Below are 15,047 nucleotides of genomic sequence, written 5' to 3'. Positions count from 1 at the left end.
TTTGTTAACCGATAATGATATAGATGATGTAAAGAAATTAATAATTTTGCTAGAGCAAGTTATTATTTACTTGAAGAATGATGGGAGTAGTGAATCTGCCTATTCTTGTCTGAAAAAGGCCGTTCACATACTTGAAAATAGAGATGTTAATGGAATGTGTAACATAAATAAAAATATTATGAGCGATTTTAGAATGATGGTAGATAGAGGACAATATGGTGGAGATATAGATTTGATAACAGATAAGATTTGCTCTATTGTAAAAAATAATCCCTTGTTTAATAAATAGCTCCTAACTGATAACGATCCCGGCCTTTGCGCTGGGAACGTCATTTTTACCGTCAGAACCTAAGTGCAGTCTCAATCACCAGTTTACCCCGCTCAACGGTAACGATAACTGACTGGTCGGTGTTGAAATTTATTTCAGTGGCTTGAAGCTGAGTTTGAGCTACAAGTTGGATGGTGTTGAATGCCATCGGCCTCAGCGCCAGTCCATCGATGAGTGTCAGTATGCTCTCGACGATGGCGATATTGTTTCAGATAGAGCTGCGGAATCTGTAGGGGCGGTAGTCGGTGCTTTGAGTTCAGAAGCAGCGACTTCTGAGGCGGAGAACCAAGTAAAGGCAATCAGGAATAATCAAAATGGCAAATAAAGTAGGGATTAAAACTCTTTTGGTTCTAATCACGTCATTCACTGTACTCATTGCTTTAACTATGCTTCTTATTAGATTAGGTATCGCATCTGTATTCTTTCTTAAGGATGGCTTTTTTTACTTTTCGTGGCAGAACGTAGTTATTGACTCTGCTAGAAAAGGCCTATCTGGGGGAGTCCCCTTAGGGATAGGAATCTGGCTTATGTCCCGGCTCAAGGTGAATAGAGGTAAATAAAATATGTTCAAAGATCCCGACCTTAATCCGGGATTTTCTCTTTATCGGCCAGCGCTTCAGTTTTGGTTTAAGCACCAGTTTACCGCGTTCAACGGTGACGATAACGGATTGTCCAGTATTAACACCGAGTTTTAAGCCACTCTTATGCGGCGGTGAGAGGCGACAGTCTGCTTTGTGGGATGCTGTGATATTGTCACGATTCTAAAAGACGGAATTACTAGCATGCATTAAAGGGAGATCCTAAATGATTAAATTTTTAGGGAAATATAGAAAATGGGCAAGTAGTGTTATTAATGAACGGCTTTTAGGTGTGAGAGGGCTTGTATATGAACTTGATACACCTGATTTTTATCATCCTCAAAAATTGCAGTTTATTTTTTCTAACCCAGAAGGATTAGTCAATTTCGTCTGCGGTAAAGATGGGTCAACACTTGAACTTACGGACTCGCCTATTCATGAAAGTGATCTTGGCGAATACGGTAAGGAAGTAATTATGGATATGTCGAAATTTGCATTATTCATTGACTATGCTGGGAAGGAAGTATTAGAGATTTATTCGATATTTTCTTCGATAGAAAATTCTTATGTAGGAATAAAGTTGGTTTTTGAAGGTGATTTAAATTTGATTATTGTAAATATTGGAGATGAAATAAATATTTTTAATTCTTTACCTTTATCATATGAATACGATGAAGGTATCAATTATTATAAATGACTAATTCCAGCCTCTAAAAGAGCTGGGATTTTTGCATCTGTCACTCAGTTACAGTGCGTATCAGCAGATGGCTGTGCTCAATGGTTATTGCTACTGGGATATCTGTCCCAAATCCCGCTGTTTCCAGCAAGCTTCTAGATGACTTGCAGCCTGTTGTTGCGGGATACGGCGAAGCAGGTGCAGGATATCGCCACGATGAGCCGTGACGTTGAGCAAGCTAACAACGCGCTCAGCCCGATCCAGGCACTAGCGGGCAGCGATTGCCTGCGGTGCATCGCCGTATCTGGCACAATTGGTGAAAGACGTCACGATACCGAAGGACGAAAGCAAAATCACGACATCGGATATCGCAGCAAACGCGATGGCGTACACGGTGGTGGGGGCGATTGGTGCTGAAGTCGGTGGGAAATATACAGAAAATAAGGTAAAGGATATAAGAAATGAAAAATGAGAAGATAAAGTTGAATGTTTTTTCCTATCTGATGTTTTCTTGTATTATGGCAATGTTTTTATTATTTCTTTTGTTAAATTTAATGTTTAGTATCGTTTTATTTTTGAAGAATGGATTATTTAATTTCACATGGGAGACAGCAATAGATTGTTTTACATTGGGGGCCATAACTGGACCTATTGCTGCATTAGGAATTTGGTTGATGCTTCGATTTAGGATGCGATGAAAAAATTCCCGACTAAAACCGGAGAATAAAATTGGCAGAAAAGTGTTCTTCAGTTGTCTCGATGCAATAAGTGTCGGTCCATTGATGGTCACCGGTTCTTGACGTAGACGATGATAGTGTCGCCTACGTTGATATCACTAGGTAGCATAAAATAAGATGCGATAATTATGACTGATAATGATTTAGACTCTTTTTTTAAATTCAAATCCCCTTCAGTGTCATATGACAATGAAGAGTTTTTTTGTAAGGCTTGATCCATTGATTTCAAGTGCAGATGAATTTTTAAAATCAATGTATTACTTGTTATGGTTTCCTGGATATTTCGGTTTCAATTGGAATTCATTATATGATTGCCTTCGTGATTTTGAATGGATTAGTTACACTAAGATAGTTATCGAACATGACTCATTGCCTAACATTCCTGATTTTGAATTGAAAATTTATCTTGAAATACTTAGGGATGCTGTTATTGATTGGGAAAAGGATGAATCCCATCAACTGGAAGTTGTATTTTATGAAAAAAAATAGAATGCGAATTTATAATATTCTTATGAGGGATTAAATATGGTTTCATGTCAATTAACCTGTCCGATTAGCATACATGAGGTTACGAAAGAACAAGGCGATCAACTTTTGCGTGAATCCGATGGGGTAATGGTAAGGTATTGATATAATGAACGAAAGAGAAATTGTCAATTTTATCAATCTTCAAGAGATGTTAATGAAGGCTTTCTTTATCGCGTATCCAAGTTTAAAGGATTTCGACTTCTTACTGGACTTCCCTAAGAAAGGGACTGTTTTTGTTAATGATGATGAATGGGTTTTTATTAAACATGGTATAGGTATTAAATTTTTAATAAGCAACGATAAAAAAGAGATGGTGATAGATATTAACAATATCAAAAATCCCAAGTTGATAGATATATGGCGCTTATCTCAATACTTTTCATCATGTAATGATCATGAAATAAAGTGGGCGTTAGATGGAATGGTGGAGTCTGGGATTTTACAAAAAATATCAGAAAATAAATATGAACTAATGTGATGAAGTAGTCAGAGGATCTCGGCCCCTAAAAGGCCTGGATTTTTTGTCTGTCATTCAGCCACAATGCGTATCAGCAGTTGGCCGTGTTCAACGGTGATGCCTGTGCCACGATGACTGATAAATGCTCAATTTTAATCGGGTAGTAATAATTTTCATGCTTTTATTTTTAGGGATTAAATGAGAAATAAATCACAATCCTAATATTTCCATTTTGGTATGGTATTAAGTAATATCATTAAAATTTAAATCATTTCATAAGATAAATAATCCCATCCTATCTTTTTATGATATTGCATCTGTCCCGCATGAAAGCGTAATCTCATTTTAGCTATTCAATATTTTTAACTATATTGTTCGCTTTTTCTTCGTATGTGTTTTTATTTAATCCTGTAAACTCAAGGCTAAATGTCCTAATGGAATCGGGGAGATTATCCTCGGGCGGGAGATATATTAATGAAGGACTATGCGCGTTCTATTCTGATTTATTTTTGACGATTCCACCTCGTCGATCCGATCCTGCGCGTCGCTGGCTTGCGATCCGCTGGTTAGACCGTTGCCGTTTTAACGGCTGATCGTTGTCGTTTGTCGGTACGGGTTTTATTCATTAAGTGAAGGAAATCACAATGCAATACACTGGGAAGTACCTGAAGAAAACAGTGCTGATGCTGGCCATGATGGCCGGGCTCAGCGTCGGGCAAAGTCAGGCGGGCGTCGAAATTGAGACGCGCTCGCTGGATCAAATCTATCAGAGTGCGTTGAGAGAAGGCGGTACGGTTACCGTTTATGCCGGTGGCGATGTGCAGTCACAGCAGGCTGGTTTCAAGCGAGCGTTTGAGACACGTTTTCCTGGCATGAAACTGAATGTGATTGTCGATTACAGCAAATACCATGACGCCCGTATTGATAACCAACTGGCGACCGGCACCCTGATTCCTGATGTGGTGCAACTGCAAACGGTGCAGAATTTCCCACGCTGGAAAAAAGAAGGCGTGCTGCTGAATTACAAAGCGCGTGGCTGGGACAAAATTTATCCGGAATTTCGTGATGCAGATGGTGCCTGGACCGGTGCCTATGTCATCGCATTCAGTAATTTGGTCAATACCCAGCTTCTGGATGAAAAATCCTGGCCGCGTGAAGTTAATGACTACCTTCGTCCCAACCTGAGAGGCAATTTGATTCTGGCTTATCCGAACGACGACGATGCGGTACTGTTCTGGTACAAACTGGCCGTGGATAAATACGGCTGGGATTTTGTGAAAAAATTGCAGGAGCAGGATCCCGTCTATGTGCGCGGCACCAACGTGCCCGGCGCTGAAATCGCGACAGGAAAATACAGCGCGACCTTTACCAGTTCCGGTGCGCTTGTGCCAGCAGCAGATGCGGTGACCCGCTTTGTGCTGCCGAAGTCCGATCCTTTTGTCTCCTGGGCGCAACGTGCCGCCATCTTCAAACAGGCGAAACACCCGGAAAGTGCCAAGCTGTACCTGAGCTGGGTGCTGGATCCGCAAACGCAAACTCAGGTTTCACGTATGTGGTCGGTGCGTACCGACGTTGAGCCGCCAGTAGGTTACAAACATATCTGGGAATACCGTAACACTCGTCCGCAGGCATTTGCTGATTTCATGTACGATCGCGGTGCGGTCGAGCGCTTCCGCGCACAGATGAGCCTGTATGTCGGTGAAGCGAAAGGCGAACCCACGCCGGGCTGGCTTGGTGTGAACCCAGATGTGCCTCTGGTTAACTAACGCTTAAAATTATTGCGTTACTTCATGCTGGTCACGTTAATCGTGGCCGGCATTGCATCCTGTAAAACCACATGATTAAGCACCACGCGATGAAGTATCACACCCGATAATGTCGGTCTTGTTCGGTTCAGGGTTGAGCAGAGTAAGCAAGAGGGGATTGCCAATGGCAGCGAACCACCATTGGCGTGTTGAGGATTAACGCTTATTTCTTGTTGTTGGGTTTCAACGTTTCGCCAACGTTCAACAGGAAGATCTCGTTATCGCGAGTGGACACGCGAGTTGAACCATCTTCCATACGGTAGCCGCCTTCAGTGAAGCCCGCACCATTCAGGAACGGTGCAACGGACTGTGGCTGATTGCGCACCGCAGCTTCCAGCGCTAACAGGGCATAAGGCTCGATGGTATCGACATCGGCATATTGTCTGTTGGGCTCGGCCATAAAGAAGCCGTTTTGATAACGCGTGCTGATAATGTTATCGCCCACTTTTTCCGCCAGCGACAGATAGTCTTTCACTTTGCTAGCCTGATACAGATCCAGCAGCGCGAACAGGGCGTAAGGATCGTTGTTCTTGGTGGCGAGATCCACTTTAACGTCTTTACCCGGTGCTGAACCTAACTCACCCAACCCCTGTGCGCGAGCGATGCCGCGTGCGACACGCCACAGCTCGGCGTCCGGTAACACGGTATAGGCGCGAGCATAGGAAAGCAGGAATGAATTATCCGCAGGATAAGGCTTGATCACGGTGCCTTTTTTGCCGTAGTAACCGTCACGCGGCAGAACGTAGTTGGAGAGATCTTTGCCGTTAGCCAACATCGGGCGGAACGTGTTATCCGACTCGTTATAGGCATATTTGGCAAAGGCTTTCAGGCCATCGGTTGTCCACGTCAGAAGTTCTTTGCCTTCCGCACCTAAATCTTTACCCAACTGGAGCTGCATGAGCGCATTTTCGGAATAGATCGTACTGGTGCGTCCTTTCAGCATCATATTGCCTTCCAGCGCAGTGGGGCCGAACTCTGGGCCAAATTGACGCTGGGCGCGATCGCCGTATTTGGAATGCGTATCGGCATCGTCGGTAGTTTCATCGCGCTTCAGCGCCTGCGTAAACTGATACACGCCGAGCCCAGTCGCTTTATCCCGTGGCAGCACATACTGCTGTGCCAGACGTTTTGCCCAGACCAGCGCGCCGTCTTCTTTATTGTATTTGTACAGCAGTGATGCGGAATAGATCAGATCGTTCCCTGCATTCAGGAAGCTGAGGCCTTTGGTGGCGAAGAAGGGCGGCTGTTGCTCAAACGGACTTTGCCAGAGCGCACCTATTTTTTGCCCGTATTTACCGTGGCGACTGGTTTCCATAATCTTCCAGTCATAAACGTGCGCATTCCAGAAACCGCGAATAAAGCGTGCGGTTGCGTCTTTATCGACGCTGAACATCAAATCGTAGTAGGGATAGGCATTTTTCAGCTCATGCACCATCTCTTTTTCGCTGGGGCCTTCCGGTTGCAGCGTTTTTAGATCCACAAAACGGTGGCCGCCCCAAATCAGCAGGCCGCTCTCATCCTGATAATGTTGAAAATGGTATTTCACAATCGCTTCGGCACGTTGCTTATAGCTGGGGTTCCCGCTCAGGTTGCTGAGCCCGACCAGCACGCGCATCAGGTTCTGCTGTGCGGAAAAGTTGGATAACACGGCGTGGCGACCATCGGGGAAGATCCACTCCATCTGTTTGCCCGTGCGAGGATCGACACCATCAGCAAGTAATGGCGTAGGCGACTGACCGTGATAGTGGTCACCGGCTTTGGTCAGCACGTTATCCACATACTGATTGACGATGGTGAGGCGGTCAGGCGTAGCGGCGCTGGCCTGTAAAGCGACCAAACCCGCAAGGAGCGACAGCGCAAATCTTTTCATTTTATCTACCTGTAACGATGAATAATCCAGAGCTGTAATAAAAGGATCCCGCTTGATGAACAGGATCCCCGAGAAATATGGTGCAGCAGTAAGCTGTTTTAGAAAGGTAAGTCGTTGTTAGAACGTATAGGTGAAGCCGACCTTTCCTTTCCCTTCACGCGATTTCACATCGCGCCCGCTGGCGACATCTTCAACGCCAACGTGGGCTGTCCAGTTGTCGTTGATGGTGTAAGCCACGTCGAAATCCTGTTGGTAGTCATGCTTTTTGTTGTTTTGCAGCACGTAATCCGCGTGATAGTAGTAAGCGGTGTACGCCAGCGTGAAATTGTCGAAACCTTTGTAGGCAACGCCCGCTTCATAGCGGTGACGGTGAGTGTCATCATCCGTGCTGGTACGTTTGCTGCGGGTGATTTTTCTGAGGTCGTAGCGATATTGCGCATGAAGATCCGTCTTATCAGTAACCGCCCAGGTCAGTTTCAAACCTGGCGTATAGCGGGCGCCGGAACTCTGGCTAGCGCCGATGTCGCCTACCGTGCCTTCACCGCTGGTGCCGCCGGAATAGAAGCGCGCTTCCAGATTAGGCGTCAGGGTTAATTCAGGCGTTAAGCTGTAGGCATAGCCGGTATAAAAAGCATAAGAATTCGAGACGACATCATCGATGGTCAGATCTTTATTCTTATTATAAAAATTCAACTCAACGCCAACGTACAGGCCATTATCCATAAAATGCCGCATACCAATTTCATCACCGTGATAGCGATTCATGGTTCCCCAGCTATGTTCATAGCTGAGTTTGGTATCAGAGGCTGACGCGGAAATAGCATAAATTTGGGCAAAGAGAATACCGGCCACAAGGTAGCGTTTTTTCATTATGGGCACCATTAATATTGATCGTTAATTATGAAAACTGTGCGCTGATAGACAAAATTCATTCATGAATTCATTTTCTTCATCAACACGGCACGAAATACGGCGTATTTCCTTTATAAAATTCTGTATTTTTTAGAAAACGTAGTTGAAACCAACTTTGATTTTCCCCTGACGGCTTGATGATGTGCTGGATTGGCTAATATCATCATACTCAATGTAAGGAGTTAGCTGTTTGTTTAACTTATATTGAACTTTGAACTGATGTTCATAATCCGTTTTCCCATTATCGTAAACCGCGTATTCTCTTTCCGTGAATTCACCCTTGCTATATTTATACGATTTTGTGGTGTTATCACCGATGTAGTAGTTAAAGACGTAAGTCAGGTTAATATTATCCAAGCCAGAATACGTTACCCCTGCATCCAGACGATGACGACCGGTGTCGGATTTTGATAAATAAGATTCCCCTGCGTAACCATATTTGTCAGATGTGGAAATGGTCGAATAACGTGAGCTGCGAGAGGGCTTTTTATATTCATAGCGGTAGCGGCCATAAGTGGACCAGTCGCTGTTAATGCGGTAGTTATATTTCAGCCCTGGTTGATACATCATGGTGGCATTGCCGATGGAGAATTCAAAGCTAGGCGTTAAGGTTGCGGCCTTGCTTAGCTTGAAGTCCTTCCCGATCACCATGCCGCCAGAGCCGCCCTGCATGTCATCATAGGCAACGTCGTAGTTGCTGTTCCCGCCTGCTGACGTACTGAATTTGACTTCGTACGACCAGCCGTTGGTTTTCTTATGAATGAGCTTAATGGAGTCTGAGTGGCGGCGGTCTTCTGTCTTCCAATTATGTTCATATTGGAAAGTGGTTTTGCCGTCGGTTTCTGCCTGGGTGAGGAAAGGCGTGAATCCGGCACAAACGATGAGTAGGTTACGTGTGTATACTTTCATTCTATCTTTCTCTTTTTTGATGAATAAATAATATTATTGACGAGCGCAGTCTCTATCTTTAAAACCAGACAGTGGATGTCATTTTTTGGGCGTAAAAATAGAATCACCAGGAATGATGATGACGCCATTTATAATGTCAGGCAGGGCTTTCTCCCTGGTAAATCAGCTTGCTATCAATGCATTGATGACTCCTTATATACGACGTGGCTGATGAATATTTCAATCAGCGAAATGGCTTATGCTGATGAGTGAATGTTGATAATTCCCACCGTTTACTGGTTAATCTAATTATCAGTAGACTTGATAATTAGGGTGAGTGGCATTATGGTGAAAAGAAAACACTGTTTCATTTATGTTGATCACACATTTGGTTACTCTTTGAAATTTTTTGTAATAATTTCGTTTGATTATTGTAAGAGTCAGGAATAGGTGTGGCGGAGCTCAGGGTTGTCAGGCCGTAGGAGATATCTCTTGAACGTTAGTGATGATAATGATATGTAATTGAACAACCGTTAACCTGTTATCTGACTTATTCCCGCCATCATGCCGAGAATATTCTGTGGAAAGCGATTTCCATAAAAATGAATAAGCCGCCAATAGCCATCAAACGCCCCTGAATATTGTCAGGAACTTATCGTATTTTTACGCCACTCATCTCCATACCCGCCATACCGCGATCGGCAAATTTGCAGGCCTTTCTGTGTTCGGATGATGCGGGAGATCCGTTTGTTAAGCCTGACAACAGCAGAATGGGGACGTGAATGATCAATCGTATTGAGGGCGGAAGCCGTTGGGGAAGTGCCGCGTCTTCGGCTGCACAGCATAATACCGAGGCGAGTCGGCCGGGTGGACAGCAGGGCGTATCGCCAGCGATGCGGTCAGGCTCGCGTTCAATCGATTTTGGCGAGGCGTCGCCGAACGTGCCGCCGGTTTCCACTGAGCGCACTACGACGGCACCCACTCGTGTTTTGCCCGCGGTGCCGAACGTTGCAGACCGTTCACTCATTGCGGAACCCAAACCGCCCGTCGATCTTCAGGCGATCGATAGCTCGGCGCACAGTAATGCCGGAGCATTGGAAAAGTGGTCGCCGCTATTAAGCGATCTACCAGAAAATGAACGCGAGAAGGCGGCAAAGGAACTGAACCGGCCGCTGGCGGCGGCGAAAATGCTACAGGATGGCGGGGAGAACGCGGAAAAAGCGCTCGTCTATCTGCGTGACAATCCCGCGATCTACACGGCGATGGATACCGCAAAAGACGGTGGCAGAGCCGACGGACATATCTCTAATCGGGATACCAAATCCTTTATTAAAAATATGGAGCGACGCGCCAGCGATGCCAGCCACGCCGTGAAGGAATATCGGGAGAAAAATCCGGCAGCCGATGCGCAATCGCTGCGGTTAGTACAATCTTCCGCGCTGTTGCTGGCTAACGAGCCGCTGCTTAATGCCGCCGATCCTCAAAAATCCTATACGCATTCCCCGCCGCAGAAGAATGATCGCACCAGCACGTTGACCGATCTGCACGCGATCATGAACGATAACCCGACGCTGTCGCCTCAGCTAAAAGCGGCAGTTCAACTGTGGTCGCATCCTGGGCTATTCGGGATTCTGGAACATGCGGACGTCAAAGGAGAGAAACTGGCGCGAGTCCCACATGATGGAAAACTGATGATGAAGGACATGAAAAGTTGGATTCGTGAACAGGCACCAGCGGACAGTCAGGAAGCGGCGGATACGCTGCACAACGCCGCGGCACTGGGGCTGGCGACGAAAACGGATATCAGCAAGCTGGATGAAGCAGTTTTTACCCAACCGCAGCAGTACAGCGGGGCGCAAAAGTCAGCGACGTTGGTCAAGCTGCAACAGACACTGGAACAGGTGATGGCGGGGCGCGAATACCGCAATACCGAAGAAACCGAAAAGGTGCTGAATCAACGTATTGAAACGTTACAGCAAGACGGGGATGTGATTCAGTATTTTGAGCAGGCAGTACCGCGCGAGATAAACACCATTTTACGCTCAGATCCGCTGCTGGCGCAGGCGGCGATGAGCCAACGTTTCTCCGCAGCGTCACCGACCGCCCTACGATCTGTTGGGCTGGATGCCTCGCCTTCGGCTGTAACACACGCGGGGGCCGGAGCAAAAAGCGATGCGCAGGCGGTGAAAGAGGCCGGACGCAGCGTGATGAGTTTTGCCAAATCGTCGCTGCACGCAGAGGATTTAACCAAAGCAGCAGGGAGCAAAACGGCGATTGGTCTGGCTGGCAAAGCTGGCGCAGCGATTGCCGGGAAGGTGGTCGGTGCCATCGCGGGTGAGGCCGCCGGGGCGGCTGCCGCCTCTGCCGTTGGCGCGGCCGCAGGGCCAGTGGGTTGGGCGGTGAGCGGGGCGCTAAGCATTGGTATGGGAATTGCTGAGCTGGTGAATTTCTTCAACGCCAAAAGCAAACTCAAACACCGGCGGGAAGATTTTGCCAAAACGGTTAATCCCGCGCTGGAACAGTTCAATATTCCCAAACCGCGCTAATGCGCCAGCTTAAATTTCAAAGCCTTAAATTTCAAAACATTAAATTTCAAAACCGGGTGCGACTTCTTTCACTGGCTTTTTACACTCTTCCGGTTTGGGTTGATTTGCCAGGAGATTTTTACAGTCCGGCGCAAACGGATTCAACGCATCGCGATTCAGATAGAGCACAAACAGGATCAGAATGATAAGGGGGATCAGGATACGTTTTCTTTTCATGGTTATCTTTAGTTGCGTTGCGGAAAATGTGGATATGTTAAAAAAACAGGAAAAATTCTAACGCGTTACGCGGCTTTTGTCTTTAGTCCGCTCGGTTTCCGCCTTATTGTAATCGTTCGGCATGACGGTATCGGCGGAAGTGAAGATGAAAAAGATGCGATTTGCAGCGATTGGGTTAGCGCACAACCACATTTATGACATGTGTCAGCAGCTGGTTGATGCGGGCGCGGAACTGGTCGGCGTGTTCGAGTCCGATCTTAATCATCGGGAAAAATTCATCTCGCTTTTCCCCTCCGTTCCTTTTGCTGACTCTGCGGAACAATTGATTGCCGACGCGTCTATCGATCTTATTGCCTGTGCGGTCATTCCCAGCGACCGAGCTGAACTGGCGCTGCGCACGTTGGATGCTGGCAAAGATTTCTTCACCGCCAAACCGCCGCTGACCACGTTGGATCAGTTGGATGCCGTCCAACGTCGGGTAGCGGAAACCGGCCGCAAGTTTGCCGTGTACTTTAATGAACGAATCAATGTGGATAGCGCGCTGTTTGCCGGTGAACTAGTGCAACGGGGCGAAATCGGGCGAGTGATTCAGACAATCGGCGTTGGCCCACACCGTGAACGCGGCGCGCGGCCTGACTGGTTTTATCAGAAGCGTCAGTACGGTGGGATCCTCTGCGATATCGGTATCCACCAGATTGAACAGTTTCTCTATTTTACTGGCAATACCAACGCGCGAGTGGTGACCAGCCAAACGGCGAATTATCACCATCCGCACCAACCAGAGTTTGAGGATTTTGGCGACGCTATGCTGCTGGGCGACAATGGGGCAACCGGCTATTTCCGCTGTGACTGGTTTACGCCGGATGGCTTGAGCGTCTGGGGCGACGGTCGTCTGACGATACTGGGTACGGAAGGCTATATCGAAATCAGGAAATATGTCGATCTAACGCGCGGAGAAAGCAACGTCGTTTATCTGGTGAATGGCAAGGGCGAACAGCGCTTCACCCCCGCAGGCAGCGTCGAACGCCCCTTTTTCCCAGATTTTCTTCGTGACTGCCGTGAGCGCACCGAAACCGCGATGTCGCAAACGCATATCTTCAAGGCGACAGAACTGTCAATTTTGGCGCAGCAGGCCGCGAAGAAAATTACCTGAAGCAAGTAGAACAGGATAAGCCAACAGAAGGGGGTAGTAGGCTTATGATTTAATTTATTTTTATCTAGACTGTTATTCTTTTCTTGCTGTTTTTGTTATGAGTTGTGGTGGAAAGAACGAAATTTGGATATTCTACGTAAAGACGATTTGATAGTCGTAATCTGCTAGAATCCACTGGGTAGTATCGAAAAACGTACTTAATGGATAAAGAATGTTATTATGATGTTAGTAAGGATAGTGGATATTATGCTGAATTACTATAAATCGTTACCAGACTCATTTTATGAATGTGGTAAGTCAAAAAAATTATAGAATCAATCAATTCTTATCCCTAAATAGTTTTTGAAAGGAGGGGTATACAACAACCCAAGAGTTTTTAGTCCACAGTATTATAACTCCCATAAAATAAAGTGAATGCTCTTTTTGTTGAAGGCAAATATGTACAGTAGTATAGGCCTGTAACTATCAGGATCGCATTGAGATGAACTATATTATATGGACACAGTATTTTATACAACAATTATTCTATAAATTCGAGAATGAAAATGACAATCGCAAGTATTAATGATTTTAAACTGTTAAATACAAAATGCATGAAATATTTCGAGCTTTTCAAAAAGTCGAATAATTTCGCCATCTTACCAAAAGATGATAAACTTAAAGAACGCTTTGGGTTTTATTTTTTCATGCTTGAAGCTCTATGTAATGAAAAGGATATCGATAAACTTAGTGATTTCATAACAGATACTGAATATAATACATATCTTACAAATCAAAGGACTGCAGATCATGGAATTGATGCGATTTATATTGATGAAGATATCAAGGAAATAAAGTTATTTAACTTCAAATTTCGAGAGACATATAAACCTGGACAAATACAAAGTTCTAATGAAGCTTTTGTTTCTACAAAGTTAGTTAATTGTATTTTAAATGAGAATACACAAGGTCTTCAAGGGAAGTTAAAGGAGTTAGTCAGCAATTCGATTGCAAATCTTAATAGCAATGAAGTTTGGAAAATGACTCTTTACATGGTAAGTAATGAACCAGTACCTATCGATAACGATGAAACATCCATTCAGCAATTGAAAGTATTTTATGATATGGAAGTTATCTCTGTTTGTCTTCCTGATATTAAACGTATGATGTCGATTAGGCCCGCTCCTATCAAAGCTGAACTAATTGTTGATAATGAGGCTCTTATGTCTTATTCAGAAAGTACAATATCAACATCAAAATCTTATATAGTCAGACTCAATGCTGCTGATATTATACGAATTACATGTAAAAACCCTGAACTTAGAAATGATTATAACTGCGAGAGAATGGAGGTATTAACAAATGAAACACTTGATTATGGGGTGCTTTTCGACAATGTTCGAGGGTTCGTCAGAAAGTCAAAGTATAATCATGCAATCGGGAAGTCCTTAAAAGATGAGCCAACAATGTTCTTTATGTATAATAATGGAATGACTATTGTTACCAAGAATATTAAAGCAGAGCAAGTCAATGCCAATAAAAAGGTTAGAATTACTATTGATGACTTTCAGGTCTTAAATGGTGGGCAGACACTTAGAACTCTTCATAATTTTAATGCGCAAAATGAAACTCACATTACAGAATATCTAGCTAAGAGTGAAATATTGGTTCGTATATTTAATACAACTGACAATGAAGCTGTTAATAAAATAGCGGAATTTACTAATAGTCAAAATTCAATATCAAATGTTGATTTAAAATCTTTGAGTACACTGCAAATACAAATTGAGCAACTCCTTGATGATCATAATATAATTTACTCTAGAAAAAATGGTGACACAGGGATGAATGACAGTAAGGATTACAGATATAAAGTCAGTATGGAGCAGTTTGGGCAAATATTATTTGCTATACAAGGAAATCCAGATAAATCATCTAATCAGAAACAACATATCTTTGGGAAGTATTATGATGAGATTTTTTCTGAGGATAATTTCAATCTTCTTGATGCGCCAAATATTATTGAAAATTATTTTGAAGTTAAAAAAGCTTATGACTCTACATCTGAAAGCATTCAAAAAATAGAGCAAAAAATATTTTATATTCTGTATGTGAAAAATAAACTTCCAGAGTTGTCATATAATGAGTGTATCTCCTCTCTTGAAGACGCGTTAGTTGAGTTCAAAACTGATTCATCAAGTTTGACCGATGCAAGAAAAATGATACAAGTAGGTTTTAAAGATTTCTTGAATACAAAACTATCTATTATGTAGAGTTACTAGAGGTGACTGTTCCTGCGGTCACCTTATGCACAAATAGTCTTAATGGTTAACTCGTGCTTAGCTAGCTTGAACTGTTTATTGTCATTGCTGTT

General features: G+C 44.3%; 13 protein-coding genes. 9 read left to right on the top strand and 4 right to left on the bottom strand.

What is annotated here, in order from left to right; all coding sequences use genetic code 11:
• The first annotated feature begins 1 nt into the window (after position 1).
• The 6 genes from BUB06_RS02355 (at position 2) to BUB06_RS02320 (ending at position 5,070) form a co-directional block, all read left to right on the top strand.
• On the top strand, positions 2 to 289 hold the full coding sequence (locus BUB06_RS02355) for a hypothetical protein (protein ID WP_039473314.1): 288 nt from the start codon (positions 2 to 4) through the stop codon (positions 287 to 289).
• An 843-nt stretch (positions 290 to 1,132) separates the two neighbouring features.
• On the top strand, positions 1,133 to 1,603 hold the full coding sequence (locus tag BUB06_RS02340; protein WP_039473308.1) for a hypothetical protein: 471 nt from the start codon (positions 1,133 to 1,135) through the stop codon (positions 1,601 to 1,603).
• Between the two features lie 138 nt (positions 1,604 to 1,741).
• On the top strand, positions 1,742 to 1,999 hold the full coding sequence (locus BUB06_RS21860; RefSeq protein ID WP_039473303.1) for a hypothetical protein: 258 nt from the start codon (positions 1,742 to 1,744) through the stop codon (positions 1,997 to 1,999).
• 503 nt (positions 2,000 to 2,502) lie between these two features.
• Positions 2,503 to 2,808 (top strand): barstar family protein, encoded by a 306-nt coding sequence (locus BUB06_RS02330; RefSeq protein ID WP_080726790.1) that lies wholly within the window; start codon positions 2,503 to 2,505, stop codon positions 2,806 to 2,808.
• A 145-nt stretch (positions 2,809 to 2,953) separates the two neighbouring features.
• Positions 2,954 to 3,325, top strand: coding sequence for a DUF6896 domain-containing protein (locus tag BUB06_RS02325; RefSeq protein ID WP_207189210.1), 372 nt, complete (start codon positions 2,954 to 2,956; stop codon positions 3,323 to 3,325).
• Positions 3,326 to 3,948: 623 nt separating this feature from the next.
• Positions 3,949 to 5,070, top strand: coding sequence for an ABC transporter substrate-binding protein (locus tag BUB06_RS02320; protein ID WP_039473296.1), 1,122 nt, complete (start codon positions 3,949 to 3,951; stop codon positions 5,068 to 5,070).
• Between the two features lie 202 nt (positions 5,071 to 5,272).
• Here BUB06_RS02320 and BUB06_RS02315 read toward each other — a convergent pair whose 3' ends face one another.
• From BUB06_RS02315 to BUB06_RS02305, 3 genes are all read right to left on the bottom strand, one after another.
• The gene (locus BUB06_RS02315) at positions 5,273 to 6,979 is read right to left on the bottom strand and encodes a pectate lyase (RefSeq protein WP_039473295.1); all 1,707 of its coding nucleotides are present in this window, start codon (positions 6,977 to 6,979) and stop codon (positions 5,273 to 5,275) included.
• A gap of 117 nt (positions 6,980 to 7,096) precedes the next feature.
• Positions 7,097 to 7,849: an oligogalacturonate-specific porin KdgM family protein gene (locus BUB06_RS02310; protein WP_010295566.1), complete on the bottom strand. Its 753-nt coding sequence runs from the start codon at positions 7,847 to 7,849 to the stop codon at positions 7,097 to 7,099.
• Between the two features lie 132 nt (positions 7,850 to 7,981).
• Positions 7,982 to 8,800 (bottom strand): oligogalacturonate-specific porin KdgM family protein, encoded by an 819-nt coding sequence (locus BUB06_RS02305; RefSeq protein ID WP_010295568.1) that lies wholly within the window; start codon positions 8,798 to 8,800, stop codon positions 7,982 to 7,984.
• A 761-nt stretch (positions 8,801 to 9,561) separates the two neighbouring features.
• On the opposite strand from BUB06_RS02305, the gene BUB06_RS02300 reads away from it, so the two are divergent.
• A complete protein-coding gene (locus tag BUB06_RS02300) occupies positions 9,562 to 11,325 on the top strand; it encodes a type III effector HrpK domain-containing protein (protein ID WP_039473288.1) in 1,764 nt (587 codons plus the stop codon).
• A 39-nt stretch (positions 11,326 to 11,364) separates the two neighbouring features.
• Here the strand turns inward: BUB06_RS02300 and BUB06_RS22065 are convergent, their stop codons facing one another.
• The gene (locus BUB06_RS22065; protein WP_165574540.1) at positions 11,365 to 11,541 is read right to left on the bottom strand and encodes a hypothetical protein; all 177 of its coding nucleotides are present in this window, start codon (positions 11,539 to 11,541) and stop codon (positions 11,365 to 11,367) included.
• A 145-nt stretch (positions 11,542 to 11,686) separates the two neighbouring features.
• On the opposite strand from BUB06_RS22065, the gene BUB06_RS02295 reads away from it, so the two are divergent.
• Positions 11,687 to 12,694, top strand: coding sequence for a Gfo/Idh/MocA family protein (locus BUB06_RS02295; protein WP_039473285.1), 1,008 nt, complete (start codon positions 11,687 to 11,689; stop codon positions 12,692 to 12,694).
• Positions 12,695 to 13,239: 545 nt separating this feature from the next.
• Positions 13,240 to 14,946: an AIPR family protein gene (locus tag BUB06_RS02290; RefSeq protein ID WP_201777496.1), complete on the top strand. Its 1,707-nt coding sequence runs from the start codon at positions 13,240 to 13,242 to the stop codon at positions 14,944 to 14,946.
• Positions 14,947 to 15,047: the final 101 nt, after the last annotated feature.

Source organism: Pectobacterium carotovorum (assembly GCF_900129615.1).
GTDB classification, from domain to species: domain Bacteria; phylum Pseudomonadota; class Gammaproteobacteria; order Enterobacterales; family Enterobacteriaceae; genus Pectobacterium; species Pectobacterium carotovorum.
This window is presented reverse-complemented; position numbering and strand designations above follow the sequence as displayed.

Bases quoted from the DNA above. Each gene is read 5' to 3' on its own strand.
- BUB06_RS02340 (WP_039473308.1), top strand. From the start codon at position 1,133: ATGATTAAATTTTTAGGGAAATATAGAAAATGGGCAAGTAGTGTTATT.
- BUB06_RS02295 (WP_039473285.1), top strand. From the start codon at position 11,687: ATGAAAAAGATGCGATTTGCAGCGATTGGGTTAGCGCACAACCACATT.
- BUB06_RS02320 (WP_039473296.1), top strand. From the start codon at position 3,949: ATGCAATACACTGGGAAGTACCTGAAGAAAACAGTGCTGATGCTGGCC.
- BUB06_RS02330 (WP_080726790.1), top strand. From the start codon at position 2,503: ATGACAATGAAGAGTTTTTTTGTAAGGCTTGATCCATTGATTTCAAGT.
- BUB06_RS02300 (WP_039473288.1), top strand. From the start codon at position 9,562: ATGATCAATCGTATTGAGGGCGGAAGCCGTTGGGGAAGTGCCGCGTCT.
- BUB06_RS21860 (WP_039473303.1), top strand. From the start codon at position 1,742: ATGACTTGCAGCCTGTTGTTGCGGGATACGGCGAAGCAGGTGCAGGAT.
- BUB06_RS02315 (WP_039473295.1), bottom strand. From the start codon at position 6,979: ATGAAAAGATTTGCGCTGTCGCTCCTTGCGGGTTTGGTCGCTTTACAG.
- BUB06_RS02325 (WP_207189210.1), top strand. From the start codon at position 2,954: ATGAACGAAAGAGAAATTGTCAATTTTATCAATCTTCAAGAGATGTTA.
- BUB06_RS02290 (WP_201777496.1), top strand. From the start codon at position 13,240: ATGACAATCGCAAGTATTAATGATTTTAAACTGTTAAATACAAAATGC.
- BUB06_RS22065 (WP_165574540.1), bottom strand. From the start codon at position 11,541: ATGAAAAGAAAACGTATCCTGATCCCCCTTATCATTCTGATCCTGTTT.
- BUB06_RS02305 (WP_010295568.1), bottom strand. From the start codon at position 8,800: ATGAAAGTATACACACGTAACCTACTCATCGTTTGTGCCGGATTCACG.
- BUB06_RS02310 (WP_010295566.1), bottom strand. From the start codon at position 7,849: ATGAAAAAACGCTACCTTGTGGCCGGTATTCTCTTTGCCCAAATTTAT.